The organism is Streptomyces sp. NPDC058326 (assembly GCF_042879855.1).
Taxonomy (GTDB): Bacteria; Actinomycetota; Actinomycetes; order Streptomycetales; family Streptomycetaceae; genus Streptomyces.
The window spans coordinates 423917-450872 of sequence record NZ_JBHVZO010000004.1 but is presented as its reverse complement, the minus strand read 5'-3'; the positions used below and the strand labels follow the sequence as shown (position 1 = coordinate 450872).

Sequence of the window (26956 nt, the reverse complement as noted above, 5' to 3'; positions counted from 1 at the left end):
AAGGGCAGGAGCCCCGCTCGTGCCCGAAGGCACGGAGCGGGGCTCCTTGGGTACTGCTCTAGTCGTGCTTCGCCGACCCAGGCACCTTAGGCCGGGGAGACGTTCTCCGCCTGCGGGCCCTTCGGGCCCTGCGTGACGTCGAAGGTCACGAGCTGGTTCTCCTCGAGCGAACGGAAGCCGTTCGCGTTGATCGCGGAGTAGTGGACGAAGACATCCGGGCCGCCGCCGTCCTGGGCGATGAAGCCGAAGCCCTTTTCAGCGTTGAACCACTTGACGGTTCCGGTAGCCATAAGCCCTCCTTGGGCCAAAGGGTTGCCCTGCTCCAGAACCTGCAAACAAGTCTGAAAACTACAAAAGCCTGCGGGTCACATGCTCCGCAGGCTCTGTACTGCAAGGGAAACCAAACTGCAACTTGCGTCGAGCCTAGCACGCAGGACGCTCGGGACGGAAGAGCGAAAGATCACGTCACCCGCATGTTTGATCTCGCTCCGTGCGCTGACGCGCGTGCCCCGGCGATGCCCACGGTACGAGACGGGTCTAGCCTCACGATGTGGACAATGCAACCGACGACCAGCAGCGAAGCCGGCCCCGCGTCGGGCACATCCAGTTCCTGAACTGCCTCCCCCTCTACTGGGGTCTGGCGAGGACCGGAACGCTCCTCGATCTGGAGCTGACGAAGGACACCCCGGAGAAGCTCAGCGAGCGGCTCGTCCGGGGCGACCTCGACATCGGCCCCATCACGCTCGTCGAGTACCTGCGCAACGCGGCGGACCTGGTGGCGCTCCCGGACATCGCCGTCGGCTGCGACGGTCCCGTCATGTCCTGCGTGATCGTCTCCCAGCGGCCCCTGGAGGAGCTGGACGGGGCGCGCGTCGCCCTCGGCTCCACCTCCCGCACCTCCGTACGCCTCGCCCAGCTGCTGCTCGCGGAGCGGTTCGGGGTGGCGCCCGACTACTACACCTGCCCCCCTGACCTGGGCCTGATGATGCAGGAGGCCGAGGCGGCCGTCCTCATCGGCGACGCCGCGCTCCGGGCCTCGCTGCACGACGCGCCCCGGCTCGGCCTCCAGGTCCACGACCTCGGCCTCATGTGGAAGGAGTGGACGGGCCTCCCCTTCGTCTTCGCCGTGTGGGCGGCCCGCAAGGACTACCTGGCGCGCGAACCGGAGACCGTCCACGAGGTCCACCAGGCGTTCCTGGCCTCCCGCGACCTCTCCCTCGAAGAGGTCGCCAAGGTCGCCGAGCAGGCCGCCCGCTGGGAGACCTTCGACGCCGAACTCCTGGAGCGGTACTTCCGTACGCTCGACTTCCGCTTCGGCCCCGAGCAGCTCGCCGGAGTCCGCGAGTTCGCCCGGCGCACCGGCCCCACGACCGGCTTCCCCGCGGATGTCGGGGTCGAACTGCTTCCGGCGTCTTCCCTTTAGATCCGCCGGCCCTTTCAGGGCCTCCGAGGTCTGCTCGGATCTCCCGGGAATTCGCCGCCGGGTCCCCGCCCGGTAAGCGGCCGGTAATGCATTCGTATATCCGTGGTCCGCGCCCGAACCGTCCGTATTCCCGTCGCGGGCCCCCCGGGGCACCCAGCGGAAGCCGGGAAGACCCCTGGCGTACGCTGGTTCGGTCCGTCAGAACCCCTCCGAAAGGGACACATCCGGTGACCGAGAAGGCCGAACTCCAGTCTGTTCTCGACCGCGCTGCCGCGGGTGGCCGGATCACCCCCGAGGAGGCGCTCGGCCTCTACCGCTCGGCGCCCCTGCACGCCCTCGGCGCCGCGGCCGACGCCGTGCGCCGCCGCCGGTACGCGGGGACCGAGCACATCGCGACGTACATCATCGAGCGGAACATCAACTACACGAACGTCTGCGTGACGGCGTGCAAGTTCTGCGCCTTCTACGCCGCCCCGAAGGACACGAAGAAGGGCTGGACCCGCGACCTCGACGACATCCTGCGCCGCTGCGCGGAGACCGTGGAGCTCGGCGGCACCCAGATCATGTTCCAGGGCGGCCACCACCCGGACTACGGCGTCGAGTACTACGAGAAGCACTTCGCCGCCATCAAGCAGGCCTTCCCGCAGCTGGTCATCCACTCCCTCGGCGCCTCCGAGGTCGAGCACATGGCCCGCATCTCCCAGGTCTCCGTCGAGGAGGCGATCACCCGCATCCACGCGGCCGGGCTCGACTCCTTCGCGGGCGCCGGAGCCGAGCTGCTGCCGGAGCGGCCCCGCAAGGCCATCGCCCCGCTCAAGGAGAGTGGCGAGCGCTGGCTGGAGATCATGGAGATCGCCCACAAGCTGGGCGTCGAGTCCACCTCCACCATGCTGATGGGCACCGGCGAGACCAATGCCGAGCGGATCGAGCACCTGCGCATGATCCGTGACACCCAGGACCGGACGGGCGGCTTCCGGGCCTTCATCCCGTACACGTACCAGCCCGAGAACAACCACCTCAAGGGCCGTACCCAGGCGACGATCTTCGAGTACCTGCGCATGATCGCGGTCGCGCGCCTCTTCCTCGACAACATCGCGCACATCCAGGGCTCCTGGCTGACCGTCGGCAAGGAGGCGGGCCAGCTCTCCCTGCACTACGGCGCCGACGACCTGGGCTCGATCATGCTGGAGGAGAACGTCGTCTCCTCGGCCGGTGCCAAGCACCGCTCCAACCGCATGGAGATCATCGACCTGATCCGCAAGGCGGGCCGCGTCCCGGCGCAGCGCGCGACCACGTACGAGCACCTCCTCGTCCACGACGACCCGGCGAACGACCCGGTCGACGAGCGCGTCGCCTCGCACATCTCGTCCATCGCGATCGAGGGCGGCACGGCACACCCGGAGCTCAAGCTCCTCGACGCCAACTGACGCGCGCGTGCTCACCATCCACGTCGCCGAGGCGTCCCCGGAGACCGCCGTCCTGGTCGACGGCGCCCTCGTCGCCGCCGTCGGCCCGTACGAGGACCTGGCCGCCGTACGGCCCGAGGCGCGGGTGCGGAACTGGCCCGGCATCCTCACCCCCGGGCTCCTCAACCCGTTCGGCCCCGAGCTCCTGGAGGGCATGTACCACCCGGACCCCCGGGAGGCCGCGGGCTTCGGCACCGAGCCGATCCCCGGGGAGCGGGCGCAGCGGATCTTCCGGGCCGACCCCGCCCGGCGCGGTGCCTCCGCGCGCCGGGGGGTGCAGCGGCTGCTCGCCCACGGGACCGTCGCCATCGCGGGCGAACTGCGCGGCGCGGCCGCCGTGGACGCCGTGCGCCGGGCAGGGCTCGCCATCGCCCGCCGTCCGGAGCGGCTCCCGGGGCCCCCGTCGTTCTCCCCGACGCCGCTGGTGCTCCTGCCCGGCCTGGTGCCGGGAGGTCCCGCCCGCTTCGCCGTCTTCGACGTCCCCGACCGGGCGGGCCTGGTCCGCCTCGGCGCGTCGACCTGCGTCGCGACCGTCCTCGGCGGCCGGCTGGTGTTCCGGCGGCAGTAGCGGGGCCGGTACCGGCGGCGGAGGCCGGTGGCCGGGGGCGCCGGCTCAGAGGGCCCAGGGCCCGCCCCCGTACGCTCAGCCGCCCTCGATCGGCGCCGGTTCCTTCGTCTCGACCGGGTTCTCGTCCGCGTACCGCACCAGGTCGAGGAAGCGCGGATCCTCGGCGACGGTCAGCAGCTGCCGCGGTGACACCGGCGCCGACACCTCGTCCGGATCGACGGACAGCAGGACGCGACTCCCGCTGTACCGGAAGCTCAGGTACGACCCCCACGTGTCCGGCTCGTTGACCGCCATCGAGACGAGTTGCGCCTCGCGGTTCCCGTCGAACGTGACCTCCTCGCACCGGAAGCCCCTGACCGGCTTGTCCACGCAGGGCTTGGGACCGTTCACGCCGAAGGGCCGTACCGACACCGTCATACGGAAGGTCTCGCCGCCCGAGGCGATCCGGTAGACGTGCACCTCGTCCTTCACCGGCCGGATCTCGGTCACGGTCGCGGGAAGCAGTTCGTCGAGCAGCGCCGCCACCCGCTGCTGGTGCGCCGCGCGGCGCTCGCGCTCGGGCTCGGACAGGCCCTCGGGGTTGTCGGGCGGTGTGACGCCCGGGGTCGCCTCGATCGTGACGGGGGCGTACGTCATGCTCGGGCCGGCGGTCGCGCTCGTGCCGGGCGACGACGGCACCGCGGCGGGTGTCGTGAGCTCAGGGCTCGATCCCGGCAGCAGCGTGAGGCCGAGCGCCCCCGCCGTGACCGCGCCGAACGCGGTCGTGACGATCGCGATCCGGGCCCGCGTCCGTCGCCTGCGGCCCTCGCGCACCGCGAGGGGGGCGAGGTCGGGAAGTGGGGGAAGGTCGTCCGCCGTGCGTTCCATGGTGCTGCGGAGCAGCGAGATGTCGTCGGTGTCCACGGTGGACCTCAGCTTCCTGTGGTGGAGAGCCCGGCGTCACCCAGGCGTTCGCGGAGTCGGGCGAGCGCGCGCGAGCACTGGCTCTTGACGGTGGCCTCGCTGCAGCGCAGGAGGGTGGCCACGGAGGCCACGCTCTGGTCGTCCCAGTAGCGGAGGACGACCATCGCGCGGGCCCGTGGCGGCAGCTCGGCGAGCGCCGCGAGCAGGGTGACGCGCAGATCGGTGTGGTCGGTGGCGGCCGCCGGGCTCATTCCGCCGGTGCGGGTGAGCGCGAGCAGGTCGCGCAGGCCGCGCCGCCGCTCGGCGAGGAAGGTGCGGGTGAGCACGGTCTTGGCGTACGCGTGCGGATGGTCGGCGGTGCCCGCGCGCCGCCAGTGCTGGTACAGCTTGGCCAGCGTGGTCTGGGTCAGGTCGCGGGCGGTCTCGGCGTTGCCGCAGAGGAGGTACGCCGTGCGGTACAGCCGCTGCTGCCCCGCCCGGGCGAACTCCTCGAACCCGTCGGCGGACGAAGGCGCTGCGGACCGGGCCGACACGCCGTCCGACTGCCGGGCGGACACGCCGACCGACTGCCCGGCCGACACGCCGACCGACTGCCGGGCGGACACGCCGTCCGACTGCCCGGCCGACACGCCGACCGACCCGTCGGCGGACGCGCCGACCGTTCCCCCCGTGGGCACGCCGTCGGCGGGACCGGTCGCCCAGCCGTCCCGCCCGGCAGGGGAGCCGGGTCTCACTTCGATCGGTACCGCCATCGCGTTCCTGCCTTCTCTCGCCTTCGGTTCCGGCCCGTGCCGGCCGGGGGTGTCGCACACTCATCCGTCCTTGAGCGCTGCCGCGCCGAAAAGGTTGAAGCGGTACGAGGAGAGATTTCGGCGGCTGCCACAATGACGGGGTGACCCGAGCCTCCCTGGACAAGCAGCCGCACGAAGTCGCCTCGATGTTCGACGACGTGGCGGCGAACTACGACCTCACCAATGACGTGCTCTCCCTGGGCCAGGACCGGCGCTGGCGCAAGGAGGTCGCCAGGGCGGTCGACGCCCGCCCGGCGCAGCGGATCCTCGACCTCGCCGCGGGCACGGCCACCTCCTCCCAGCCCTTCGCGCGGGCCGGGGCGTACGTCGTGCCCTGCGACTTCTCGATCGGCATGCTCCGCGTCGGCAAGCAGCGCCACCCGTGGATGCCGTTCACCGCGGGCGACGGGACGAAGCTGCCGTTCCGCGACGACGTGTTCGACGCCGTCACCATCTCCTTCGGGCTCCGCAACATCCAGGACACGGAGCAGGCGCTGCGGGAGCTGTACCGGGTGACGAAGCCCGGCGGCCGGGTCGTCATCTCCGAGTTCTCGCACCCGACCTGGGGGCCGTTCCGCACGGTGTACGAGGAGTACCTGATGCGTGCGCTGCCGCCGGTGGCCCGCGCGGTCTCGTCCAACCCCGACGCGTACGTGTACCTCGCGGAGTCCATCCAGTCCTGGCCGGACCAGCCGACCCTGGCGGGCATGCTCCAGAAGGCCGGCTGGTCGAAGGTGGCCTGGCGGAACCTGACCGGCGGGATCGTCGCGCTCCACCGGGGCTTCAAGGCCTGACGGCTACTTCGCGTACAGCCCGTAGCCGCCGACGCCGGTGTACACCGCGTCGCCCACCGCCCGATGGACGAGCGTGCCGTTCACGAGGTCCGTCGGCGGGGTGTGGACCTGCGTGCCCGTCATCAGGGTCGTGGAGCCGCCGCCGTCCAGATTGAGGGCGTCGACGATCGCGAGCTCCGGCGCGTCGAGGAGGGCGGCGAAGGTACGCAGGTAGTCGCCGTCCTCGTTGTCCTGCCCGGTGAGGGTGACGAGCACCGGGCGGCCGCGGACGTTGGTGCCGAGGGCCGTGCGCGAGTCGGTGCAGATGAGGGTCGTGCCGTCCGCGCCCTTCTCCGTGCCGCTGCACGAGTCGGGCAGCTCGGCGGGGACCTCTCCGTTCCGGAGCAGCGGGTGGAACGAGCTGACGACGTCGACCGAGTCGTCCAGCGGGATCTCCCGCTTCATCGTCACGTCGTGGAGCTTCTGGTCGATCGTCACCGTGTCGTCGCGGACGAGCCGGCCGCGGAGCCACTCGGCGCCGGTGCCGATGCCCTGGATCACGTGGCCGCCCGTCGGGACCATGGTGCCGCCGCGGCCCTCGCGGGCCTCGGTGACGACGCCGTGCGCGTCGACGACGACCTCGAAGCCGGCGTCGGCGGTGGCGGCGACGGCCGGGTCGGTTCCGGGGCGGGGGACGGGAGCGCCGTAGTCGTCGGTGAAGACGACGATCTCGTCGGCGTCGGTGTAGACGGGCGGGCTCGCGCTCACCTGGACGTCGTCGGTGTCGCGCGCGCAGTGCGGGGCGCGGCCGGGGGTCCGGTTGATGTCGTCGATCCGCAGGGTCTCGCCGGAGGGCGCGGTCAGGTTCAGCTCGGTGAGGAGCTTGGTGACGTACGGGATGCCGTACTGGATCACCGCGCCGGAGCTGCCCTTGCCGCCGCTCCAGCAGCTGGAGCTGTGGAGGGTGCCGTCGGTGGCGGAGACGCCGGTGTGCGCCACGGTCTTCTCGGCGCCGCTGTCGGCGGGTTCCCGCTGGAACAGGCCGCCGTTGACGCCGGCGTGCGGGTGGCGGGTCGGGACGGAGGTGACCCGGGCGAGCTGCTGGGGGAGGGTCTCGGCCGCGGAGTCGTTCGTTCCGATGGCGCTCTCCAGGGTGAGCGACCCGGCGGTGGGGTCGATCTCGACGATCTGGAGGACGCGGGCCTTGTCGCGGTTGTCGAGGGCCGTCTCGGTCCAGGTGGTGCGGGTGACGCCGGGGGTGACCGTGACGGGGGTGCCCTTGGTCCAGGCGGCGAGCGGGCTGGGGACCGGTGCGTCGGCGCCCGAGGCGGGCGAGGTGAGGGCGAGTGCGGCGCCGAGGGCGGCGGCCACGGCCACCCAGGGGCGGTGGATCCTGGTCACTGGCAGTCCGCCGTTCCGTTGACGAGCTCGTGCGAGCGGAAGGTGCCGGCGAAGGGCGCCGGGACGGTGGTGCTGTCGCCGCGCAGGACGACATAGGCGCCGAACCGCTTCAGGCCGGTGGAGTCCGAGGGGTCGGCCCAGGTGCCCGTGTACGTCGGCTCGGGGTAGAAGCAGACGTGCTTCGCCGTCCGGTTCCAGGCGGACTTGGGCGCGGGCTCGGTGCCGTAGCTGTTTCCGTGGTTCTGGGTGGCGGCGTCGGTCCTCGGGAGGTGGACGGTCATGGCGCCGCGTCCGTTGGGCTCCGTGAAGGTGCAGACCCGGTTGTCGGGGCAACGCTCGTAGCCGGTGAAGCAGAGGGCCCGGGTCGGGACCGCCTTGTGGGAGCTGAGGGTGCCGGTGAAGCGGGGGTCCGTCGTGTACTCGGCGGAGTTGCCCGGCTTGACGGTGGTGAGGAGGCCGCCGAATCCGGCGTCGACGTAGGCGCAGGCCCACAGGGCGGTGTTGTTCTTCGCCGACAGCGTCCTGCCGTCCCAGGCGGCGTCGTAGCTCTCCAGGCTCTGCCGGTCGGTGAAGTCCCGCCGCTCGCCGGTGCCGTCGGCCCCCGAGTAGAGGCAGAGGGTGGCGGGCGGGCAGTCGTCGAAGGGGGCGGGGTCGGCGTTCGCGGGGAGCACGAGGAACACCGAGCAGAGGAGGGCGAGGGCGGCGGTGATCAGCGCGCCCCGGCGTATGTCGATACGGAAGTCGGTCACGGATGATCATCGTGCCATCACTCTCGGCTCACGGGAACGCGTGCTCGCCGCAGGGGAAGCGCCGGGGAAGCCCTGGGGTGACCCTCCGGTCCCGCGGCGACCGCCCCCCATAGACTTCGACACGTCCTTCCATCGCCGAACCACCGGGAGAAACCGCCGTGAGCGAGCAGCCCCTCTCCGAGCACAGCGCGGACGTCATCGTCGTCGGAGCGGGCCCGGCCGGCTCCACCACCGCGTACTACCTCGCGAAGGCCGGACTCGACGTCCTCCTCCTGGAGAAGACCGCGTTCCCCCGTGAGAAGGTCTGCGGCGACGGCCTCACCCCCCGCGCCACCAAGCAGCTCGTCTCCATGGGCATCGACATCTCCGAAGAGGCCGGCTGGCTGCGGAACAAGGGCCTGCGGATCATCGGCGGCGGCGTCCGCCTGGAGCTGGACTGGCCGGAGCTCGCCTCGTACCCGGACTACGGACTCGTCCGCAAGCGCGACGACTTCGACGAGCAGCTGGCCCGCCAGGCCCAGAAGGCCGGCGCGCGCCTGTACGAGCGCTGCAACGTCGGCGCCCCGATCATCGACGACCGTACGGGCCGGATCACCGGCGTCCACGCCAAGCTCGGCGAGGAGAAGCGTGAGGTCACCTTCCACGCCCCGCTCGTCGTCGCCGCCGACGGCAACTCCACCCGGATCTCCCTCGCCATGGGCCTGCACCGGCGCGAGGACCGGCCGATGGGCGTCGCCGTCCGCACGTACTTCACGTCCCCCCGGCACGACGACGACTACCTGGAGTCCTGGCTGGAGCTGTGGGACCGGCGCGGCCCGCAGGACCGTCTGCTTCCCGGCTACGGCTGGGTCTTCGGCATGGGTGACGGCACCTCGAACGTGGGCCTCGGCATCCTCAACTCCTCGAAGGCCTTCCGCGAGCTGGACTGGCGCGAGGTCCTCAAGGCCTGGTGCGCCTCGATGCCGGAGGACTGGGGCTTCACCCCGGACAACATGACGACGCCGATCCGCGGCGCCGCCCTCCCGATGGCGTTCAACCGCCAGCCGCACTACACCAGGGGCCTGCTGCTCGTCGGTGACGCGGGCGGCCTGGTCAACCCGTTCAACGGTGAGGGCATCGCGTACGCCATGGAGTCCGGCCAGATCGCGGCCGACGTCATCGTCCAGGCGCACGCCCGCTCCACCCCCGCCCAGCGCGAACTGGCCCTGCGGAACTACCCGCAGGTCCTCAAGGACACCTACGGCGGCTACTACACGCTCGGCCGCGCCTTCGTGAAGCTCATCGGCAACCCGAAGGTCATGAAGATCGCGACCCAGCGCGGTCTGACCCACCCGCTGCTGATGAAGTTCACCCTGAAGATGCTGGCCAACCTCACCGACCCGACGGGCGGCGACGCCATGGACCGCATCATCAACGGCCTGTCGAAGGTGGCCCCGAAGGCCTGACCGCCGGGACCGCGCGTACGAAGAAGGGCCGTCTCTCCCCCGAGGAGTGACGGCCCTTCCGCGTGGCTGCGCGGGTTCGTGCGGGATCAGAGGATCCGGACGGCGCCCGACGGGGTGTCCCAGTCGAGGGAGCGCTCGACGACACCCGTGGACGGGTTCTGCGCGCCGACGTACATGCCGCCGCCCACGTAGATGGCGACGTGGTACGAGCCGCTGCGGCTGCCCCAGTACAGGATGTCGCCCGGCTGGAGGTTGCTCAGCGAGACGGACGTGCCCATGCTCGACTGGGAGCTGGAGACGCGGGGGAGGTCGATGCCGGCCGCGGCGTAGGCGGCCTGGACGAGACCGGAGCAGTCCCAGGAGTTGGGGCCGGTGCCGCCGCTGACGTACGCGTCGCCGACCTGGGCGCGCGCGAAGGCCACGATCGAGGCGGCGGTGCCGGAGGGCGCCTGCGTCTCGGTGGTGCCGGAGCCGGCCGTGGAGCCGCTGTCGAAGGACGACGACGAGCCGCCGTCGTTCGACGAGACCGCGGACCGGGCGGCGAGCCGGGTGCGCTCACGGTCGCGGGAGGCGCGCTCCTCGGCCTCCTGACGCTCCTGCTCGGCCTTGAGGCGGGCCTCCTCGGCGCGCTCGGCCGCGGCCTTGCGGTCCGCCTCGGCCTTGGCCTTCTTGGCTTCCTTGGCGGCCTTCTGCAGCGCCGCGTTCTCCTGCGCCTGGAGGCTCTGGTCGAGCGCCTCCTGGTGGGAGGCCTCGGCGGAGGCGGCGACGGCGCTGGCGAGACCGGCGCCGGACTCGAGGGAGCCCAGGGTGGGCATTTCGATGGTCTCGGTCACCGGCTCGGCGTTCGCCGGCCCGGCAGCACCGGCCACCGCGATGGTGCCGAGGACGCCACCGGCGACTCCGGCTCGCAGCGCGAGCTTCGAGGCGCTGCGGCGGGGCTTCCGGTGGCTGGGTATGTGAGCGGTGTGGGACATGGGTACAACCGCTATCAGGGCTTCACGGTTCCCTTCAAGAAACGTGGGGTGCGCCACAGTTGCGTTTGGAGTCGGCTAATCCGCTTCTGTGGGGCCTTTATTGACGCCGTAACGGGCAAAACGGGCAGGGCGCACTCGGCCCTTGATCATGGGTTTTCATTGAAACGCCCGAATTGCCCGACGCTTACCACCTCTTGACGCCGATGGCCAAGCCCCACACTTTCTCCATCTCTCCGGTGTGGCGCAGGTCACATCCGCGTCTCACGAAGGCTCGTGAAAGCGCTCACGCGTCCATCCCCGTCCACCGGACCCCCCGACCGGGCGACCGGCGCATGCCTTATCACCCGGACGCGTCCATCACCAATTTGCTTGTAGGGGGCATCTCTTGATAGAGCGACACCCCCTCCGATCAGCGATTTCCGGTCCGGATGTCACATCTGGTGATCACCTGGGCGCTTCGCGCGACAAGATCACCGCTCATCCGACTTCATGATCCTTCGTCAGGTGGTGGAGATCACAAAGTCCTTGGCGCACCCCGTGTCGCAGATCACAGAGGGGCGGGCATAAGATGCGGGGCAGCCGGGCTTGTGAACTGCCTCACATGGGGGCGATCTTTCACGGTCCGGCCGTGCGGTCCAACGGTCAAGGACGACTGGAAGGAGCGAGGAGCGTGAATGCGTACGCGCCCGTCCTCGTGCTCGGTGCCCTGGGTGCGGGGTTTGCGATCTTCTCCGTGGTCATGGCCACGCTTATCGGCCCAAAGCGGTACAACAGGGCAAAACTTGAGGCGTACGAGTGCGGCATCGAGCCGACGCCCACTCCCGCCGGAGGCGGCCGCTTCCCGATCAAGTACTACCTGACGGCGATGCTCTTCATCGTCTTCGACATCGAGATCGTCTTCCTCTACCCCTGGGCCGTCACCTTCGACGCCCTGGGGCTTTTCGGGCTCGTGGAGATGCTGCTCTTCGTGCTCACCGTCTTCGTCGCCTACGCCTACGTGTGGCGTCGCGGCGGCCTGGAATGGGACTGAGGGGCTGAGGGGCACCTATGGGACTGGAAGAGAAACTCCCGAGCGGCTTTCTGCTGACGACGGTCGAACAGGCCGCGGGCTGGGTGCGCAAGGCGTCCGTGTTCCCCGCGACCTTCGGCCTCGCCTGCTGCGCCATCGAGATGATGACCACGGGAGCCGGCCGGTACGACCTGGCCCGCTTCGGCATGGAGGTCTTCCGCGGCTCGCCGCGCCAGGCCGACCTGATGATCGTGGCCGGCCGGGTCAGCCAGAAGATGGCACCCGTCCTGAGGCAGGTCTACGACCAGATGCCCAACCCCAAGTGGGTCATCTCCATGGGCGTCTGCGCCTCGTCGGGCGGCATGTTCAACAACTACGCGATCGTCCAGGGCGTCGACCACATCGTGCCGGTCGACATCTACCTGCCCGGCTGCCCGCCGCGCCCGGAGATGCTGCTCGACGCGATCCTCAAGCTCCACCAGAAGATCCAGGGCTCCAAGCTCGGCGTGAACGCCGAGGAGGCGGCCCGGGAGGCGGAGGAGGCGGCGCTCAAGGCGCTGCCGACGATCGAGTTGAAGGGCCTTCTCCAGTGAGTGACGAAACCCCGAACCCCGAGAAGGAGCTGAGCGAGCAGAACCTGCCCGGTCAGCGCGGGGACCACGGCGAGGAGGTCCGCGTCCAGCGCGGCATGTTCGGCGCCCAGAGCGGCGCCGACACCTCCGGCTACGGCGGCCTCGTCCGCTCCATCCGCCTCCCCGGCCCGGCCACCCGCCCCTACGGCGGCTGGTTCGACGAGGTCGCCGATGAACTCGAAGGCGCGCTCGAGGAGCAGGGGCTGCTTCCCGGGAACGCCATCGAGAAGACCGTCGTCGACCGCGACGAGCTCACCTTCCACATCGAGCGCGAGCACCTCGTCCGGGTCGCCCGCACGCTGCGCGACGACCCGGCGCTCCGCTTCGAGCTCTGCACCGGCGTCTCCGGCGTCCACTACCCCGGGGACAAGGGCCGCGAGCTGCACGCCGTCTACCACCTGCGTTCGCTCACCCACGGCCGGCTGATCCGTCTGGAGGTCTCGGCCCCCGACGCCGACCCCCGGATCCCGTCCCTCGTCGCCGTCTACCCGACGAACGACTGGCACGAGCGCGAGACGTACGACTTCTTCGGCATCGTCTTCGACGGCCACCCCGCCCTCACCCGGATCATGATGCCGGACGACTGGCAGGGGCACCCGCAGCGCAAGGACTACCCCCTCGGCGGCATCGCCGTCGAGTACAAGGGCGCCCAGATCCCGGCTCCGGACCAGCGGAGGTCGTACTCGTGACAACTCCCCACGCGTCTCCCCGCGAGACGACAGAAGGCGCCGTCTACACGGTGACCGGCGGTGACTGGGAAGAGGTCGTCCAGTCCGCCGCCAAGGCCGACGACGAACGCATCATCGTCAACATGGGCCCCCAGCACCCGTCCACCCACGGCGTGCTCCGGCTCATCCTGGAGATCGACGGCGAGACCGTCACCGAGGCCCGCTGCGGCATCGGCTACCTCCACACCGGCATCGAGAAGAACCTCGAATACCGGACCTGGACGCAGGGCACCACCTTCGTCACGCGCATGGACTACCTCACCTCGTTCTACAACGAGACGGCGTACTGCCTCGGCGTGGAGAAGCTGCTCGGCATCACCGACCAGATCCCGGACCGGGCGAGCGTCATCCGGGTGCTCCTCATGGAGCTCAACCGGCTCTCCTCCCACCTGGTGTGCATCGCCACCGGCGGCATGGAGCTCGGCGCCACCACGATCATGATCTACGGCTTCCGGGACCGCGAGATGATCCTGGACCTGTACGAGCTGATCACCGGCCTGCGCATGAACCACGCGTTCATCCGCCCCGGCGGCCTCGCCCAGGACCTCCCGCCCGGCGCCGTCGACGCCGTCCGCGAGTTCGTGAAGACCATGAAGAAGAACCTGCCGGAGTACGACAAGCTCGCCACCGGCAACCCCATCTTCAAGGCCCGCATGCAGGACGTCGGCTACCTCGACCTCACCGGCTGCATGGCCCTCGGCGCCACCGGACCGATCCTGCGCTCGGCGGGCCTCCCGCACGACCTGCGCAAGACCGACCCGTACTGCGGCTACGAGAACTACGACTTCGACATCCCGACCGCCGACACCTGCGACTCCTACGGACGCTTCCTCGTCCGCCTGGAGGAGATGCGCCAGTCCCTCCGGATCGTCGAGCAGTGCCTCGACCGCCTGGCGCCGGGCGACGTCATGGTCGGCGACAAGAAGATCGCCTGGCCCGCGCAGCTCGCCCTCGGCGCCGACGGCCTCGGCAACTCGATGGACCACATCAAGAAGATCATGGGCACCTCCATGGAGGCCCTGATCCACCACTTCAAGCTGGTCACCGAGGGCTTCCGGGTCCCCGCCGGGCAGGCCTACGCGGCCGTCGAGTCGCCCAAGGGCGAACTCGGCGTGCACGTCGTCTCGGACGGTGGCACCCGCCCGTTCCGGGTCCACTTCCGCGACCCGTCCTTCACCAACCTCCAGGCCATGGCCGCGATGTGCGAGGGCGGCCAGGTCGCCGACGTCATCGTCGCCGTCGCCTCCATCGACCCCGTGATGGGAGGCGTCGACCGATGACCGACCAGATCAGCCTGGGCATGCCCCAGCTCCCCGCCCCGGCGTACCCGGCGGACGTCCACGCCCGTCTCACCGACGACGCGAAGGCGATCATCGCCCGCTACCCGGACTCCCGCTCCGCGCTCCTGCCGATGCTGCACCTCGTGCAGTCGGAGGAGGGCCACGTGACCCGGACCGGCATGGCGTTCTGCGCCGACACGCTCGGCCTCACCACCGCCGAGGTCACCGCCGTCGCCACCTTCTACTCGATGTACCGGCGCAAGCCCTCCGGCGACTACCAGGTCGGCGTCTGCACCAACACGCTCTGCGCGGTCATGGGCGGCGACGCCATCTTCGAGGAGCTCAAGGCCCACCTCGGCGTCGGCAACGACGAGACCACCGAGGACGGCAAGATCACCCTCGAACACATCGAGTGCAACGCGGCCTGCGACTTCGCGCCCGTCGTGATGGTCAACTGGGAGTTCTTCGACAACCAGACCCCCGAGTCCGCCAAGAAGATGGTGGACGACCTCCGGGCCGGGCGGACCGTCGAGCCCACCCGCGGTGCGCCGCTCTGCACCTTCAAGGAGACCGCCCGCATCCTCGCCGGCTTCCCCGACGAGCGCCCCGGCGCCGTCGAGGCCACCGGCGGCGCGGGCCCCGCCTCCCTCGTCGGCCTGCGCCTGGCCAAGGGCGAGAACCCGTCCCACCGAATCGTCCATCCGCGCGGTGAGTCCTCCGGTCAGGAGGGGGAGTGATGACCTTGGCCGCCGAGATCAACAACAGCAGCCCCGAGAAGCTTCTCGCACCCGTCCTCTCGGCCTTCTGGGACCAGCCCGACTCCTGGACCCTGGAGACCTACGAGCGCCACGAGGGGTACCGGGGACTCCGGCGGGCCCTCGCCATGAGCCCCGACGACCTCATCGCGTACGTCAAGGAATCCGGCCTCCGCGGCCGCGGCGGCGCCGGCTTCCCCACCGGCATGAAGTGGCAGTTCATCCCGCAGGGCGACGGCAAGCCGCACTACCTCGTCGTCAACGCCGACGAGTCCGAGCCCGGCACCTGCAAGGACATCCCGCTCCTCTTCGCCAACCCGCACTCCCTCATCGAGGGAATGATCATCGCCTGCTACGCGATCCGCTCCGAGCACGCGTTCATCTATCTGCGCGGCGAGGTCGTGCCCGTCCTGCGCCGTCTGCACGAGGCGGTCCGCGAGGCGTACGACGCCGGCTACCTCGGCCGGAACATCCTCGGCAGCGGCCTGAACCTCGACATCACCGTGCACGCGGGCGCCGGCGCGTACATCTGCGGCGAGGAGACCGCACTGCTCGACTCGCTCGAAGGGCGGCGCGGCCAGCCCCGGCTGCGACCCCCCTTCCCCGCGGTCGCCGGTCTGTACGCCTGCCCCACTGTCGTGAACAACGTCGAGTCCATCGCGTCCGTTCCCGCGATCCTCAACCGCGGCAAGGAATGGTTCACCTCGATGGGCAGCGAGAAGTCCCCGGGCTTCACGCTCTACTCGCTGAGCGGGCACGTCACCTCGCCCGGCCAGTACGAGGCCCCCCTCGGCATCACGCTGCGCCAGCTCCTCGACATGAGCGGCGGCATGCGCGCCGGCCACCGCCTCAAGTTCTGGACCCCCGGCGGCTCCTCCACCCCCATGTTCACCGACGAGCACCTCGACGTGCCCCTCGACTACGAGGGAGTCGGCGCCGCCGGATCGATGCTCGGCACCAAGGCGCTCCAGTGCTTCGACGAGACCACCTGCGTCGTCCGGGCCGTCACCCGCTGGACCGAGTTCTACGCCCACGAGTCCTGCGGCAAATGCACCCCCTGCCGCGAAGGCACCTACTGGCTCGTCCAGTTGCTCCGCGACATCGAGGCCGGCCGGGGACAGATGTCCGACCTCGACAAGCTGAACGACATCGCCGACAACATCAACGGCAAGTCGTTCTGCGCCCTCGGCGACGGCGCCGCCTCGCCGATCTTCTCCTCGCTCAAGTACTTCCGCGAGGAGTACGAGCAGCACATCACCGGCCGGGGCTGCCCCTTCGACCCCGCCAAGTCGACCGCCTGGGCGGACAACCACAAGGAGGTGACCGCATGACCGTCATCGCGTCCACCCCCAGCGGCGGCGGCAGCGCGCCCGTCCCGCCCGAGGACCTCGTGACGCTGACCATCGACGGCGCCGAGATCTCCGTCCCCAAGGGGACGCTCGTCATCCGCGCCGCCGAACAGCTCGGCATCGAGATCCCGCGCTTCTGCGACCACCCGCTCCTCGACCCCGCCGGCGCCTGCCGCCAGTGCATCGTCGAGGTCGAGGGCCAGCGCAAGCCGATGGCCTCCTGCACCATCACCTGCACCGACGGCATGGTGGTGAAGTCGCAGCTCACCAGCCCGGTCGCCGAGAAGGCGCAGCACGGCGTGATGGAGCTGCTGCTCATCAACCACCCGCTGGACTGCCCCGTCTGCGACAAGGGCGGCGAGTGCCCCCTGCAGAACCAGGCCATGTCCCACGGGCAGGCCGAGTCCCGCTTCGAGGGCGTCAAGCGGACGTACGAGAAGCCGATCCCGCTCTCCACCCAGGTGCTGCTCGACCGCGAGCGGTGCGTGCTCTGCGCCCGCTGCACCCGCTTCTCCAACCAGGTCGCGGGCGACCCGATGATCGAACTGGTCGAGCGCGGTGCTCTCCAGCAGGTCGGCACCGGCGTGGGCGACCCCTTCGAGTCGTACTTCTCCGGCAACACCATCCAGATCTGCCCGGTCGGCGCCCTCACCTCGGCCGCCTACCGGTTCCGCTCCCGCCCCTTCGACCTGGTCTCCTCGCCGTCGGTGTGCGAGCACTGCGCGGGCGGCTGCGCCACCCGGACCGACCACCGGCGCGGCAAGGTCATGCGGCGGCTCGCCGCCGAGGACCCGGAGGTGAACGAGGAGTGGATCTGCGACAAGGGCCGCTTCGGCTTCCGGTACGCCCAGCAGCGCGACCGGCTCACCACCCCCCTCGTCCGGAACCCCGGCACCGGTGAACTGGAGCCGGCGTCCTGGCCCGAGGCCCTGGAGGCCGCCGCCCTCGGCCTCGTCCGCGGCCGCACCGGTGTCCTCACTGGCGGCCGGCTGACCGTCGAGGACTCCTACGCGTACGCCAAGTTCGCCCGCGTCGCCCTCGACACCAACGACGTCGACTTCCGGGCCCGGATCCACTCCGGCGAGGAGGCCGACTTCCTGGCCTCCGCCGTCGCCGGACGGGGCCGCGACCTGGACGGCACGGGTGTCACGTACACCTCGCTCGAAGCCGCCCCCGCGGTGCTCCTCGTCGGCCTGGAGGCCGAGGAGGAGGCCCCCGGCGTCTTCCTGCGGCTCCGCAAGGCCTGGCGGAAGAAGGGCCAGAAGACGTACGCCGTCGCCGCCTTCGCGACCCGGGGCCTGGAGAAGGCGGGCGGCACCCTGCTGCCCGCCGCCCCCGGCACCGAGACCGAATGGCTCGACGCGCTGACCTCCCGGGTCGGCCTGGAGGGCGACGGCCTCGCCGCCGCCCAGGCCCTCCGCCAGGACGGCGCCGTCATCGCCGTCGGCGAGCGCCTCGCGGGCGTCCCCGGGGCCCTCACCGCCGCCCTGCGTACCTCGGCCGCCACCGGCGCCCGGATCGTGTGGATCCCCCGCCGCGCCGGCGAACGGGGAGCCGTCGAGGCCGGTGCGCTCCCGGCGCTGCTGCCCGGCGGCCGGCCGGCGACCCACCCGCGCGCGCGTGAGGAGGTCGCCGCCGCCTGGGGCGTCCGCGAACTCCCGCACCGCTACGGGCGTGACACCGGCCAGATGATCGAGGCCGCCGCCACCGGCGAACTCGGCGCCCTGCTCGTCGCCGGCGTCGAGGTCGCCGACCTGCCGGACCCGGCACGCGCGCGCGAGGCCCTCGAAGCGGCCTTCGTGGTCTCCCTGGAGCTGCGGCCCAGCGAGGTCACCCGGCACGCCGACGTCGTCCTCCCGGTCGCCGCGGTCGCCGAGAAGTCCGGCACCTTCCTCAATTGGGAAGGCAGGGCCCGGCTCTTCGAGGCCGCGCTCAAGCCCGAGCAGATGACCCGGCCCGTCGCCCCGGGCGACGCGCGCGTGCTCCACATGCTCGCCGACGCCCTCGACGTCCATCTGGCCCTGCCCGACCTCAGGGCCGTACGGCGGGAGCTGGACCGGCTCGGCGGCTGGACCGAGGAGCGGGCCTCCGAGCCCGTGGAACCCGCCCAGGCCGCGCCCCGGGCCGGCGAGGGCGAGGCCGTCCTCGCCGGGCACCGGCTCCTGCTCGACCTGGGCCGGCTCCAGGAGGGCGACACCGCCCTGGCCGGCACCCGGCACGCGGCGGTCGCCCGGCTCTCCGCCGCCACCGCCGCCGACACCGGCGTCAAGGACGGCGACGTCCTGGAGGTCACAGGACCCGCCGGCTCGGTCGCCTTCCCGCTCCAGGTCACCGAGATGCCGGACCGCGTCGTCTGGGTCCCGCTGAACTCGGCGGGCCGCGGCGTCCTCTCCGACACCGGCGCCCGCCCCGGCGACCTGGTCCGCATCGGCGCGGTCACCACGACGGAGGTCAAGGCATGAACACCCTCGCCGCCGAAGACCTGTCCATGTTCGGCACGGACCCCTGGTGGCTCGTCCTGATCAAGGCCGTCTTCTGCTTCGCCTTCCTGATGATCACCGTGCTCTTCTCCATCGTGTGGGAGCGCAAGGTCGTCGCCTGGATGCAGCTGCGCGTCGGCCCGAACCGGCACGGCCCCTGGGGCCTCCTCCAGTCCCTCGCGGACGGCATCAAGCTGATGCTCAAGGAGGACGTGATCGTCAAGAAGGCCGACAAGGTCGTCTACGTCCTCGCCCCGATCGTCGCCGCGATCCCCGCGTTCATGGCGATCGCCGTGATCCCCTTCGGCCCGGCGGGCAACGAGGTCTCGATCTTCGGCCACCGCACCGCGATGCAGCTCACCGACCTGCCGATCGCGATGCTGTACGTCCTGGCCATCGCCTCGGTCGGCATCTACGGCATCGTCCTCGCCGGCTGGTCCTCGGGCTCCACGTACCCGCTCCTCGGCGGCCTGCGCTCCTGCGCGCAGATGATCTCGTACGAGATCGCCATGGGCGCGGCCTTCGCCTCCGTCTTCCTCTACTCCGGGTCGATGTCGACCTCGGCGATCGTCGAGGCACAGGCGGACCGCTGGTTCATCATCCTGCTGCCGGTGTCGTTCATCATCTACATCGTCACGATGGTCGGCGAGACGAACCGCGCCCCCTTCGACATGCCGGAGTCCGAGGGCGACCTCGTCGGCGGCTTCAACACCGAGTACTCGTCCATCAAGTTCGCGATGTTCATGCTCGCCGAGTACGTGAACATGGTGACGGTCTCGGCCGTGTCGGTGACCCTCTTCCTGGGCGGCTGGCGGGCTCCGTACCCGGTCTCCACCTTCTGGGAGGGCGCCAACCACGGCTGGTGGCCGATGCTCTGGTTCGTCCTCAAGGTGCAGCTGCTGCTCTTCTTCTTCATCTGGCTCCGCGGCACCCTGCCCCGGGTCCGCTACGACCAACTGATGAAGCTCGGCTGGAAGGTCCTCATCCCGGTCTCCGTGGTCTGGCTCATGCTGGTCGCCACCGTCCGGGCCCTGCGGAACGAGAACATCGCCTTCACCAACATCGTCCTGTACGTCGCCGGAGCCGTCCTCGGGCTGCTGCTGCTCTCCTTCGTCGTCGACGTCTTCCGCGACCGGAAGGCGAAGGGCGCGGCGGCCGGACCCGCCGACGAGCCCGCCTTCGACCCGATGGCCGGCGGCTTCCCCGTACCGCCCAAGCCCGGACAGTCCCTGCCGCCCGTGCCACGGCGCAGGCCGCGGCAGGACCGGGACCTCGTTGTCAGTGGCGCCCCCGATACTGCTACTGCGAGTGATGGAAAGGAGACGGACGGTGTCTGACTTCCAGAATCCGGTGGCCGGCTTCGGCGTGACCTTCAAGGCCATGTTCAAGAAGCGGCTGACCGAGCAGTACCCGGAGCAGCAGAAGACGACGGCGCCCCGCTTCCACGGCCGGCACCAGCTCAACCGTCACCCCGACGGTCTGGAGAAGTGCGTCGGCTGCGAGCTGTGCGCCTGGGCCTGTCCCGCGGACGCCATCTACGTGGAGGGCGCGGAGAACACGGACGAGGAGCGCTACTCGCCCGGCGAGCGCTACGGCCGCGTCTACCAGATCAACTACGCCCGCTGCATCCTGTGCGGCCTGTGCATCGAGGCGTGCCCCACGCGGGCGCTGACGATGACCAACGAGTTCGAGCTGGCCGACTCCTCCCGCGCGAACCTGATCTACACCAAGGAGCAGCTCCTCGCGGGCCTGGAGGAGACCATGGTCGACACCCCGCACGCGATCTTCCCCGGCATGACCGAGCAGGACTACTACCGGGGGCTCGTCGACAAGGCCGCGCCCGGCACCGTCCGCCAGGTCGCCGTGTCCAAGGGGGAGAACGGCGAGCCGGAAGAGGTGGACGCATGAGCGCCGAACTCGCGGCGTACACGACGTCGGGCGGTGAGGCCTTCCAGTTCTGGGTCCTCGGCACCGTCGCCGTCGTCGGCGCGCTGTGCACGATCCTGATGCGGCGGGCCGTCCACTCGGCGCTCTGCCTCGCCGGAACCATGATCATCCTGGCGGTCTTCTACCTGGCCAACGGCGCGTACTTCCTCGGCATCGTCCAGATCGTCGTCTACACCGGCGCGATCATGATGCTCTTCCTCTTCGTCGTCATGCTGGTCGGCGTCACGGCCGCGGACTCGCTGAAGGAGACCCTCAAGGGCCAGCGCTGGTGGGCCGCCGCCTGCGGCCTCGGCTTCGGCATCCTGCTCGCCGCGGGCATCGGGAACGCGTCCCTGACGGAGTTCGCCGGACTCGGCGCCGCCAACAGCGCGTACGGCGGGAACGTGGAGGGCCTCGCCGCCCTCATCTTCACCAAGTACGTCTTCGCCTTCGAGATGACCGGCGCGCTCCTCATCACCGCCGCGGTCGGCGCGATGGTGCTCACCCACCGCGAGCGCACCGAGCGGGCTCGCACCCAGCGCGAGCTCTCCGAGCAGCGCGTACGGGAAGGCACGCACGTGCCGCCGCTCCCCGCGCCCGGTGTCTACGCCCGGCACAACGCCGTGGACATCGCGGGACTGCTGCCCGACGGCACGCCGGCGGAGCTCACCGTCATGCAGACCCTGCGCAAGCGGGGCCAGATCCGGGACGTCTCCACCGAGGCGCTCGCCGACCTCAAGGCCCTGGAGCAGCGCTCCGAGGAGCGGCTCGGCCGCGACCGGGACGATGAGGAGGCCACCCGGTGAACCCCGTCAACTACCTGTATCTCGCCGCCCTGCTGTTCACCATCGGTGCGGCCGGGGTGCTGATCCGGCGCAACGCGATCGTGGTCTTCATGTGCGTGGAGCTGATGCTCAACGCCTGCAACCTCGCGTTCGTCGCCTTCTCCCGTATGCACGGAAACCTCGACGGCCAGATCTTCGCGTTCTTCACGATGGTCGTCGCCGCCGCGGAGGTCGTCGTCGGGCTCGCGATCATCGTGTCCGTCTTCCGTGCCCGCCACTCGGCCTCGGTCGACGACGCGAGCCTGATGAAGCTGTGAGGGGCTGACCGTGGAAAATCTCATCGCTCTGCTCGTCGGAGCGCCCCTGCTCGGCGCGGCCGTCCTGCTCTGCGGCGGCCGGCGGCTCGACAGGATCGGGCACTGGATCGGCACGCTCCTCGCGGCCGTCTCCTTCGCCGTCGGCCTGGTCCTCTTCGCCGACATGCTCGGCAAGGGCGCCGAGGACCGGGCCCTGCACCAGCGGCTCTTCTCCTGGATCCCCGTCGAGGGTTTCCAGGCGGACGTCGCCTTCCAGCTCGACCAGCTGTCGATGACCTTCGTCCTGCTGATCAGCGGGGTCGGCACGCTCATCCACGTGTACTCCATCGGATACATGGAGCACGACGAGCGCCGCCGCCGCTTCTTCGGCTACCTCAACCTGTTCGTCGCGGCGATGCTGCTGCTCGTCCTCGCCGACAACTACCTGCTCCTGTACTTCGGCTGGGAGGGCGTCGGCCTCGCCTCGTACCTCCTGATCGGCTTCTGGCAGCACAAGCCCAGCGCGGCCACCGCCGCCAAGAAGGCCTTCCTGGTCAACCGGGTCGGCGACATGGGCCTCTCCATCGCCATCATGATCATGTTCACCACCTTCGGCACCTTCGCCTTCACCCCGGTGCTCGGGGCGACCGAGGAGACCGGTCAGGGCACGCTCACCGCGATCGGTCTGATGCTGCTCCTCGCCGCCTGCGGCAAGTCGGCCCAGGTGCCGCTGCAGTCCTGGCTCGGGGACGCGATGGAGGGCCCGACCCCGGTCTCGGCCCTCATCCACGCGGCCACGATGGTGACCGCTGGCGTCTATCTGATCGTCCGCTCCGCGAACATCTTCAACGCGGCGCCGGACGCCCAGACGGTGGTCGTCGTGGTCGGCGCGGTCACGCTCCTCTTCGGTGCGATCGTCGGTTGCGCCAAGGACGACATCAAGAAGGCGCTCGCCGGTTCGACGATGTCGCAGATCGGCTACATGATCCTGGCGGCCGGGCTCGGACCCATCGGCTACGTCTTCGCGATCATGCACCTGGTGACCCACGGCTTCTTCAAGGCCGGACTGTTCCTCGGCGCCGGTTCGGTCATGCACGGCATGAACGACGAGGTCGACATGCGGAAGTACGGCGGCCTGCGGAAGTACATGCCGGTCACCTTCGTCACCTTCGGGCTCGGCTATCTCGCGATCATCGGCTTCCCCGGCCTCTCCGGCTTCTTCTCCAAGGACATGATCATCGAGGCGGCCTTCGCCAAGGGCGGCACCCAGGGCTGGATCCTCGGCTCCGTCACCCTGCTCGGCGCGGCCATCACCGCGTACTACATGACCCGCGTGATGATCATGACCTTCTTCGGTGAGAAGCGCTGGCAGCCGGCGCCCGACCCGGACAGGGCGGCCGGTGTCGAGCCCGGCGCCGAGGCCGCGCCCGGCGAGATGCCGCACCCGCACGAGTCCCCGAAGTCCATGACCATCCCGATGATCCTGCTGGCCTTCGGCTCGGTCTTCGCCGGCGGCGTCTTCGGCGTCGGCGACCGGTTCGTGAAGTGGCTGGAGCCCGTCACCGGCTACGCGCACGGCCACCCGCCGATCAGCGCCGCCGCCGTCACCTCCGCCACCGTCGCCGTCATGGTGATCGGCGTCGGCCTCGCCTACCTCCAGTACGGGCGCAGGCCCGTCCCGGTGGTCGCCCCGCGCGGCTCGCTGCTCACCCGGGCCGCCCGCCGCGACCTGCTCCAGGACGACTTCAACCACGCCGTCTTCGTCCGCGGCGGCACCCACCTGACCCGCTCGCTGGTCTACGTCGACCACAGCCTCGTCGACGGCGTGGTCAACGGCACCGCGGCCTCCGTCGGCGGACTCTCCGGCCGGCTGCGCAAGCTCCAGAACGGCTACGCCCGCTCGTACGCGGTCTCCATGTTCGGAGGTACTGCGGTGCTGATCGCCGCGACCCTGCTGATGAGGGCGGTGTAACTACATGTCCTTCCCGCTCCTTACGGTGACGGCAGCGGTTCCGGCGGTCGGTGCGATCCTCACCGCCGCCGTCCCCGCCGCCCGCCGCACCGCCGCCAAGTGGCTGGCGCTGCTCGTCTCGCTCGCCACGCTGGTGCTCGCCGCCGTCGTCTTCGTACGGTTCGAGCCCGGCGGCGAGCGGTACCAGCTGACCGAATCGCACTCCTGGATCAAGGACTTCGGCGTCCGCTACGAGCTGGGCGTCGACGGCATCGGGGTGGCGCTCATCGCGCTCACCGCGCTGCTCATCCCCTTCATCGTCCTCGCCGGCTGGCACGACGCCGACCAGGAGGCCTCCTCCAAGCGCTGGCGGCCGACGCAGGGCTTCTTCGCCCTGATCCTCATGGTCGAGGCGATGGTGATCCTCTCCTTCGAGGCCACCGACGTCTTCCTCTTCTACATCCTGTTCGAAGCCATGCTCATCCCGATGTACTTCCTCATCGGCGGCTTCGGCGACCGGGCCCACGCGGGCTCCGACGAGAACGCGGCGGCCCAGCGCTCGTACGCGGCCGTCAAGTTCCTCCTCTACAACCTCGCCGGCGGTCTCGTCATGCTGGCCGCCGTCATCGGGCTCTACGTGGTCGCGGGGAACTTCTCGCTCACCGAGATCGCCGAGGCCCGGGCCAACGGTTCCCTCGAGATGGCGACCAGCACGGAACGCTGGCTGTTCCTCGGCTTCTTCCTCGCCTTCGCGGTGAAGGCGCCGCTCTGGCCGCTGCACACCTGGCTGCCGAACGCGATGGGGGAGGCGACCGCCCCGGTCGCCGTCCTCATCACCGCCGTCGTCGACAAGGTCGGCACCTTCGCGATGCTCCGCTTCTGCCTCGGGCTCTTCCCCGAGGCCTCGAAGTGGGCCACCCCCGCGATCATCGTCCTCGCCCTCATCAGCATCGTGTACGGGGCGCTGCTCGCGGTCGGCCAGCGGGACATCAAGCGCCTGGTGGCGTACGCGTCGATCTCGCACTTCGGCTTCATCGTCCTGGGCATCTTCGCGATGACCAGTCAGGGCCAGTCCGGTGCCACGCTCTACATGGTCAACCACGGCATCTCGACGGCCGCCCTGATGCTCGTCGCCGGCTTCCTGATCTCCCGGCGCGGCTCGCGGCTCATCGCCGACTACGGCGGGGTGCAGAAGGTCGCCCCGGTGCTCGCCGGCACCTTCCTGATCGGTGGCCTCGCGACCCTGTCGCTGCCCGGACTCGCCCCGTTCGTCAGCGAGTTCCTCGTCCTGGTCGGCACCTACGCCCGCTACCCGGTGGCCGGGATCATCGCCACCACCGGCATCGTCCTCGCCGCGCTCTACACCCTCGTCCTGTACCAGCGGACGATGACCGGGCCGGTGAAGGAGGAGGTGCGGTCGCTGCCCGATCTGCGGGCGCGTGAACTGGCGGTGGTCGTCCCGCTGATCGCCGTCCTGATCTTCCTCGGAGTCTTCCCGAAGCCGCTCACGGACGTCGTCAACCCGGCGGTGCGGCACACCATGTCCGACGTACAGCAGAAGGACCCGCAGCCCTCTGCGCCCCAGAACGTGGAGGCGGCCAAGTGAGCACTTCCGTCGTCGCATCCTCCGTCCACAGCCTGTGGACGACGGCGGCCGATCCGCTGAACAAGATCGAGACGCCCCACATCGAGTACACCCAGCTCTCACCCGTACTCATCGTGATCGGCGCCGCGATCCTCAGCGTCCTCGTCGAGGCCTTCGTGCCCCGCAAGGCCCGCTACCACAGCCAGGTGTTCCTCAGCGTCGTCGCGCTCGTCGCCGCCTTCGCCGCGATCGTCGGCCTGGCGGCCGGCGGCTACGGCTCCACCAAGGCCCACATCGCGGCCATGGGCGCCATCGCCGTCGACGGGCCCGCTCTCTTCCTCCAGGGCACCATTCTCCTCGCCTCGATCGTCGCGATCTTCACCTTCGCCGAGCGCAGGCTCGACCCGGCCGACCACGGCCACAAGGTCGACTCCTTCGCCGCCGAGGCCGCCGCCGTCCCCGGCAGCGACCAGGAGAAGGCCGCCGTCAAGGCCGGGTTCACCACCACCGAGGTCTTCCCCCTCGCGCTCTTCGCCATCGCCGGCATGCTGGTCTTCCCGGCGGCCAACGACCTCCTGACGCTCTTCGTCGCCCTGGAGGTCTTCTCCCTCCCGCTGTACCTGCTCTGCGCCGTCGCCCGCCGCAAGCGGCTGATGTCGCAGGAGGCGGCCGTCAAGTACTTCCTGCTCGGCGCCTTCTCGTCGGCCTTCCTGCTCTTCGGGATCGCCCTGCTCTACGGCTACGCGGGCTCCGTCTCGTACGCCACCATCGCCGACGTCGTCGACGGCGCCGTCAGCTCCGTCAACCCGGCGCTCGCCGGCACCATGGGCAACGACGCGCTGCTGCTCATCGGCTTCGCCATGGTCCTGACGGGGCTCCTCTTCAAGGTCGGCGCCGTGCCGTTCCACATGTGGACCCCGGACGTCTACCAGGGCGCCCCGACCCCGGTCACCGGCTTCATGGCCGCCGCGACCAAGGTCGCCGCGTTCGGCGCGCTGCTCCGCCTGCTGTACGTGGTGCTGCCCGGCCTCACCTGGGACTGGCGGCCGGTCATGTGGGGCGTCGCCATCGTCACCATGCTGGGCGGTGCGATCGTCGCCATCACCCAGACCGACATCAAGCGGCTCCTGGCGTACTCGTCGATCGCGCACGCGGGCTTCCTGCTCGCCGGCGTCATCGCGGCCACGCCGAGCGGGATCTCGTCCGTCCTGTTCTACCTCGGCGCCTACTCCTTCGTGACGATCGGCGCGTTCGCCGTCGTCACGCTGGTCAGGGACGCCGGCGGCGAGGCCACCCACCTCTCCAAGTGGGCCGGTCTCGGGCGCCGTTCGCCGCTCGTCGCGGCGGTCTTCGCGGTCTTCCTGCTCGCCTTCGCGGGCATCCCGCTGACCTCCGGGTTCTCGGGCAAGTTCGCGGTCTTCAAGGCGGCGGCGGAGGGCGGGGCGGGTGCGCTCGTCGTGGTCGGTGTGCTCTCCTCGGCGATCGCCGCGTTCTTCTACATCCGGGTGATCGTGCTCATGTTCTTCAGCGAGCCGAAGGCGGACGGCCCGACGGTCGCCGTGCCCTCGGCCCTGACGACGCTCACCATCACGGCGGGCGTGGCCGTCACGCTGGTGCTCGGCCTCGCGCCGCAGTACTTCCTGGACCTCGCCAACCAGGCGAGCGTCTTCGTGCGATAGCCGCGGCG

Annotated in this window: 25 protein-coding genes; 19 read left to right on the top strand and 6 right to left on the bottom strand. The window is 70.4% G+C overall.

Annotated elements, in window-relative coordinates; translation table 11 throughout:
- Nucleotides 1-86: 86 nt before the first annotated feature.
- Nucleotides 87-290: a cold-shock protein gene (locus ACFVYX_RS10810; RefSeq protein ID WP_015035453.1), complete on the bottom strand. Its 204-nt coding sequence runs from the start codon at nt 288-290 to the stop codon at nt 87-89.
- Nucleotides 291-550: 260 nt separating this feature from the next.
- Between ACFVYX_RS10810 and ACFVYX_RS10805 the strand changes: the two genes are divergently transcribed.
- The 3 genes from ACFVYX_RS10805 (at nt 551) to ACFVYX_RS10795 (ending at nt 3457) form a co-directional block, all read left to right on the top strand.
- Complete coding sequence (locus ACFVYX_RS10805) at nt 551-1423, top strand: menaquinone biosynthetic enzyme MqnA/MqnD family protein (RefSeq protein WP_389680973.1); 873 nt, start codon at nt 551-553, stop codon at nt 1421-1423.
- A gap of 227 nt (nt 1424-1650) precedes the next feature.
- Nucleotides 1651-2850 (top strand): cyclic dehypoxanthinyl futalosine synthase, encoded by a 1200-nt coding sequence (gene mqnC / locus ACFVYX_RS10800; RefSeq protein ID WP_389680972.1) that lies wholly within the window; start codon nt 1651-1653, stop codon nt 2848-2850.
- Between the two features lie 7 nt (nt 2851-2857).
- A complete protein-coding gene (locus tag ACFVYX_RS10795; RefSeq protein WP_389680971.1) occupies nt 2858-3457 on the top strand; it encodes a hypothetical protein in 600 nt (199 codons plus the stop codon).
- Between the two features lie 75 nt (nt 3458-3532).
- Here the strand turns inward: ACFVYX_RS10795 and ACFVYX_RS10790 are convergent, their stop codons facing one another.
- A complete protein-coding gene (locus ACFVYX_RS10790) occupies nt 3533-4360 on the bottom strand; it encodes a hypothetical protein (RefSeq protein WP_389680970.1) in 828 nt (275 codons plus the stop codon).
- An 8-nt stretch (nt 4361-4368) separates the two neighbouring features.
- Entirely contained in the window at nt 4369-4893 is a 525-nt protein-coding gene (locus ACFVYX_RS10785) for a SigE family RNA polymerase sigma factor (RefSeq protein WP_389681123.1), read from the bottom strand.
- Between the two features lie 359 nt (nt 4894-5252).
- On the opposite strand from ACFVYX_RS10785, the gene ACFVYX_RS10780 reads away from it, so the two are divergent.
- Nucleotides 5253-5945, top strand: coding sequence for a demethylmenaquinone methyltransferase (locus ACFVYX_RS10780; protein ID WP_389680969.1), 693 nt, complete (start codon nt 5253-5255; stop codon nt 5943-5945).
- Nucleotides 5946-5948: 3 nt separating this feature from the next.
- Here ACFVYX_RS10780 and ACFVYX_RS10775 read toward each other — a convergent pair whose 3' ends face one another.
- Both ACFVYX_RS10775 and ACFVYX_RS10770 read right to left on the bottom strand, forming a co-directional pair.
- On the bottom strand, nt 5949-7325 hold the full coding sequence (locus ACFVYX_RS10775; protein WP_389680968.1) for a phosphodiester glycosidase family protein: 1377 nt from the start codon (nt 7323-7325) through the stop codon (nt 5949-5951).
- Nucleotides 7322-8074 (bottom strand): peptidase inhibitor family I36 protein, encoded by a 753-nt coding sequence (locus ACFVYX_RS10770; RefSeq protein ID WP_389680967.1) that lies wholly within the window; start codon nt 8072-8074, stop codon nt 7322-7324. Before ACFVYX_RS10770 ends, ACFVYX_RS10775 begins: the two co-directional genes overlap by 4 nt.
- Before the next feature lie 158 nt (nt 8075-8232).
- On the opposite strand from ACFVYX_RS10770, the gene ACFVYX_RS10765 reads away from it, so the two are divergent.
- Nucleotides 8233-9519, top strand: a complete 1287-nt coding sequence (locus ACFVYX_RS10765; protein WP_389680966.1) for a geranylgeranyl reductase family protein — start codon at nt 8233-8235, stop codon at nt 9517-9519.
- Nucleotides 9520-9605: 86 nt separating this feature from the next.
- Here ACFVYX_RS10765 and ACFVYX_RS10760 read toward each other — a convergent pair whose 3' ends face one another.
- Nucleotides 9606-10493: a C40 family peptidase gene (locus tag ACFVYX_RS10760; protein ID WP_389680965.1), complete on the bottom strand. Its 888-nt coding sequence runs from the start codon at nt 10491-10493 to the stop codon at nt 9606-9608.
- Between the two features lie 670 nt (nt 10494-11163).
- Here ACFVYX_RS10760 and ACFVYX_RS10755 point away from each other — a divergent pair.
- From ACFVYX_RS10755 to nuoN, 14 genes are read left to right on the top strand one after another with little or no spacing between them, the layout of a single operon-like run.
- Nucleotides 11164-11523, top strand: coding sequence for an NADH-quinone oxidoreductase subunit A (locus ACFVYX_RS10755; RefSeq protein ID WP_019888619.1), 360 nt, complete (start codon nt 11164-11166; stop codon nt 11521-11523).
- Between the two features lie 17 nt (nt 11524-11540).
- Entirely contained in the window at nt 11541-12095 is a 555-nt protein-coding gene (locus tag ACFVYX_RS10750; protein ID WP_384873377.1) for a NuoB/complex I 20 kDa subunit family protein, read from the top strand.
- The gene (locus ACFVYX_RS10745; RefSeq protein ID WP_389680964.1) at nt 12092-12823 is read left to right on the top strand and encodes an NADH-quinone oxidoreductase subunit C; all 732 of its coding nucleotides are present in this window, start codon (nt 12092-12094) and stop codon (nt 12821-12823) included. Before ACFVYX_RS10750 ends, ACFVYX_RS10745 begins: the two co-directional genes overlap by 4 nt.
- On the top strand, nt 12820-14142 hold the full coding sequence (locus tag ACFVYX_RS10740; RefSeq protein WP_389680963.1) for an NADH-quinone oxidoreductase subunit D: 1323 nt from the start codon (nt 12820-12822) through the stop codon (nt 14140-14142). Before ACFVYX_RS10745 ends, ACFVYX_RS10740 begins: the two co-directional genes overlap by 4 nt.
- Complete coding sequence (nuoE, locus tag ACFVYX_RS10735; RefSeq protein ID WP_389680962.1) at nt 14139-14879, top strand: NADH-quinone oxidoreductase subunit NuoE; 741 nt, start codon at nt 14139-14141, stop codon at nt 14877-14879. Before ACFVYX_RS10740 ends, nuoE begins: the two co-directional genes overlap by 4 nt.
- Entirely contained in the window at nt 14879-16228 is a 1350-nt protein-coding gene (gene nuoF / locus ACFVYX_RS10730; RefSeq protein ID WP_389680961.1) for an NADH-quinone oxidoreductase subunit NuoF, read from the top strand. Before nuoE ends, nuoF begins: the two co-directional genes overlap by 1 nt.
- The gene (locus ACFVYX_RS10725; protein ID WP_389680960.1) at nt 16225-18708 is read left to right on the top strand and encodes an NADH-quinone oxidoreductase subunit G; all 2484 of its coding nucleotides are present in this window, start codon (nt 16225-16227) and stop codon (nt 18706-18708) included. Before nuoF ends, ACFVYX_RS10725 begins: the two co-directional genes overlap by 4 nt.
- Nucleotides 18705-20063, top strand: a complete 1359-nt coding sequence (gene nuoH / locus ACFVYX_RS10720; RefSeq protein ID WP_389680959.1) for an NADH-quinone oxidoreductase subunit NuoH — start codon at nt 18705-18707, stop codon at nt 20061-20063. Before ACFVYX_RS10725 ends, nuoH begins: the two co-directional genes overlap by 4 nt.
- The gene (gene nuoI / locus ACFVYX_RS10715; protein WP_389680958.1) at nt 20056-20634 is read left to right on the top strand and encodes an NADH-quinone oxidoreductase subunit NuoI; all 579 of its coding nucleotides are present in this window, start codon (nt 20056-20058) and stop codon (nt 20632-20634) included. Before nuoH ends, nuoI begins: the two co-directional genes overlap by 8 nt.
- The gene (locus tag ACFVYX_RS10710; RefSeq protein WP_389680957.1) at nt 20631-21458 is read left to right on the top strand and encodes an NADH-quinone oxidoreductase subunit J; all 828 of its coding nucleotides are present in this window, start codon (nt 20631-20633) and stop codon (nt 21456-21458) included. The genes nuoI and ACFVYX_RS10710 overlap by 4 nt, the downstream gene beginning before the upstream one ends.
- Entirely contained in the window at nt 21455-21754 is a 300-nt protein-coding gene (gene nuoK / locus ACFVYX_RS10705; RefSeq protein ID WP_030549909.1) for an NADH-quinone oxidoreductase subunit NuoK, read from the top strand. The genes ACFVYX_RS10710 and nuoK overlap by 4 nt, the downstream gene beginning before the upstream one ends.
- Nucleotides 21755-21764: 10 nt before the next feature.
- Nucleotides 21765-23705, top strand: coding sequence for an NADH-quinone oxidoreductase subunit L (gene nuoL, locus ACFVYX_RS10700; RefSeq protein WP_389680956.1), 1941 nt, complete (start codon nt 21765-21767; stop codon nt 23703-23705).
- Between the two features lie 4 nt (nt 23706-23709).
- Nucleotides 23710-25290, top strand: a complete 1581-nt coding sequence (locus ACFVYX_RS10695) for an NADH-quinone oxidoreductase subunit M (protein WP_389680955.1) — start codon at nt 23710-23712, stop codon at nt 25288-25290.
- Nucleotides 25287-26948, top strand: a complete 1662-nt coding sequence (gene nuoN / locus ACFVYX_RS10690) for an NADH-quinone oxidoreductase subunit NuoN (RefSeq protein WP_389680954.1) — start codon at nt 25287-25289, stop codon at nt 26946-26948. Before ACFVYX_RS10695 ends, nuoN begins: the two co-directional genes overlap by 4 nt.
- Nucleotides 26949-26956 lie beyond the last annotated feature (8 nt).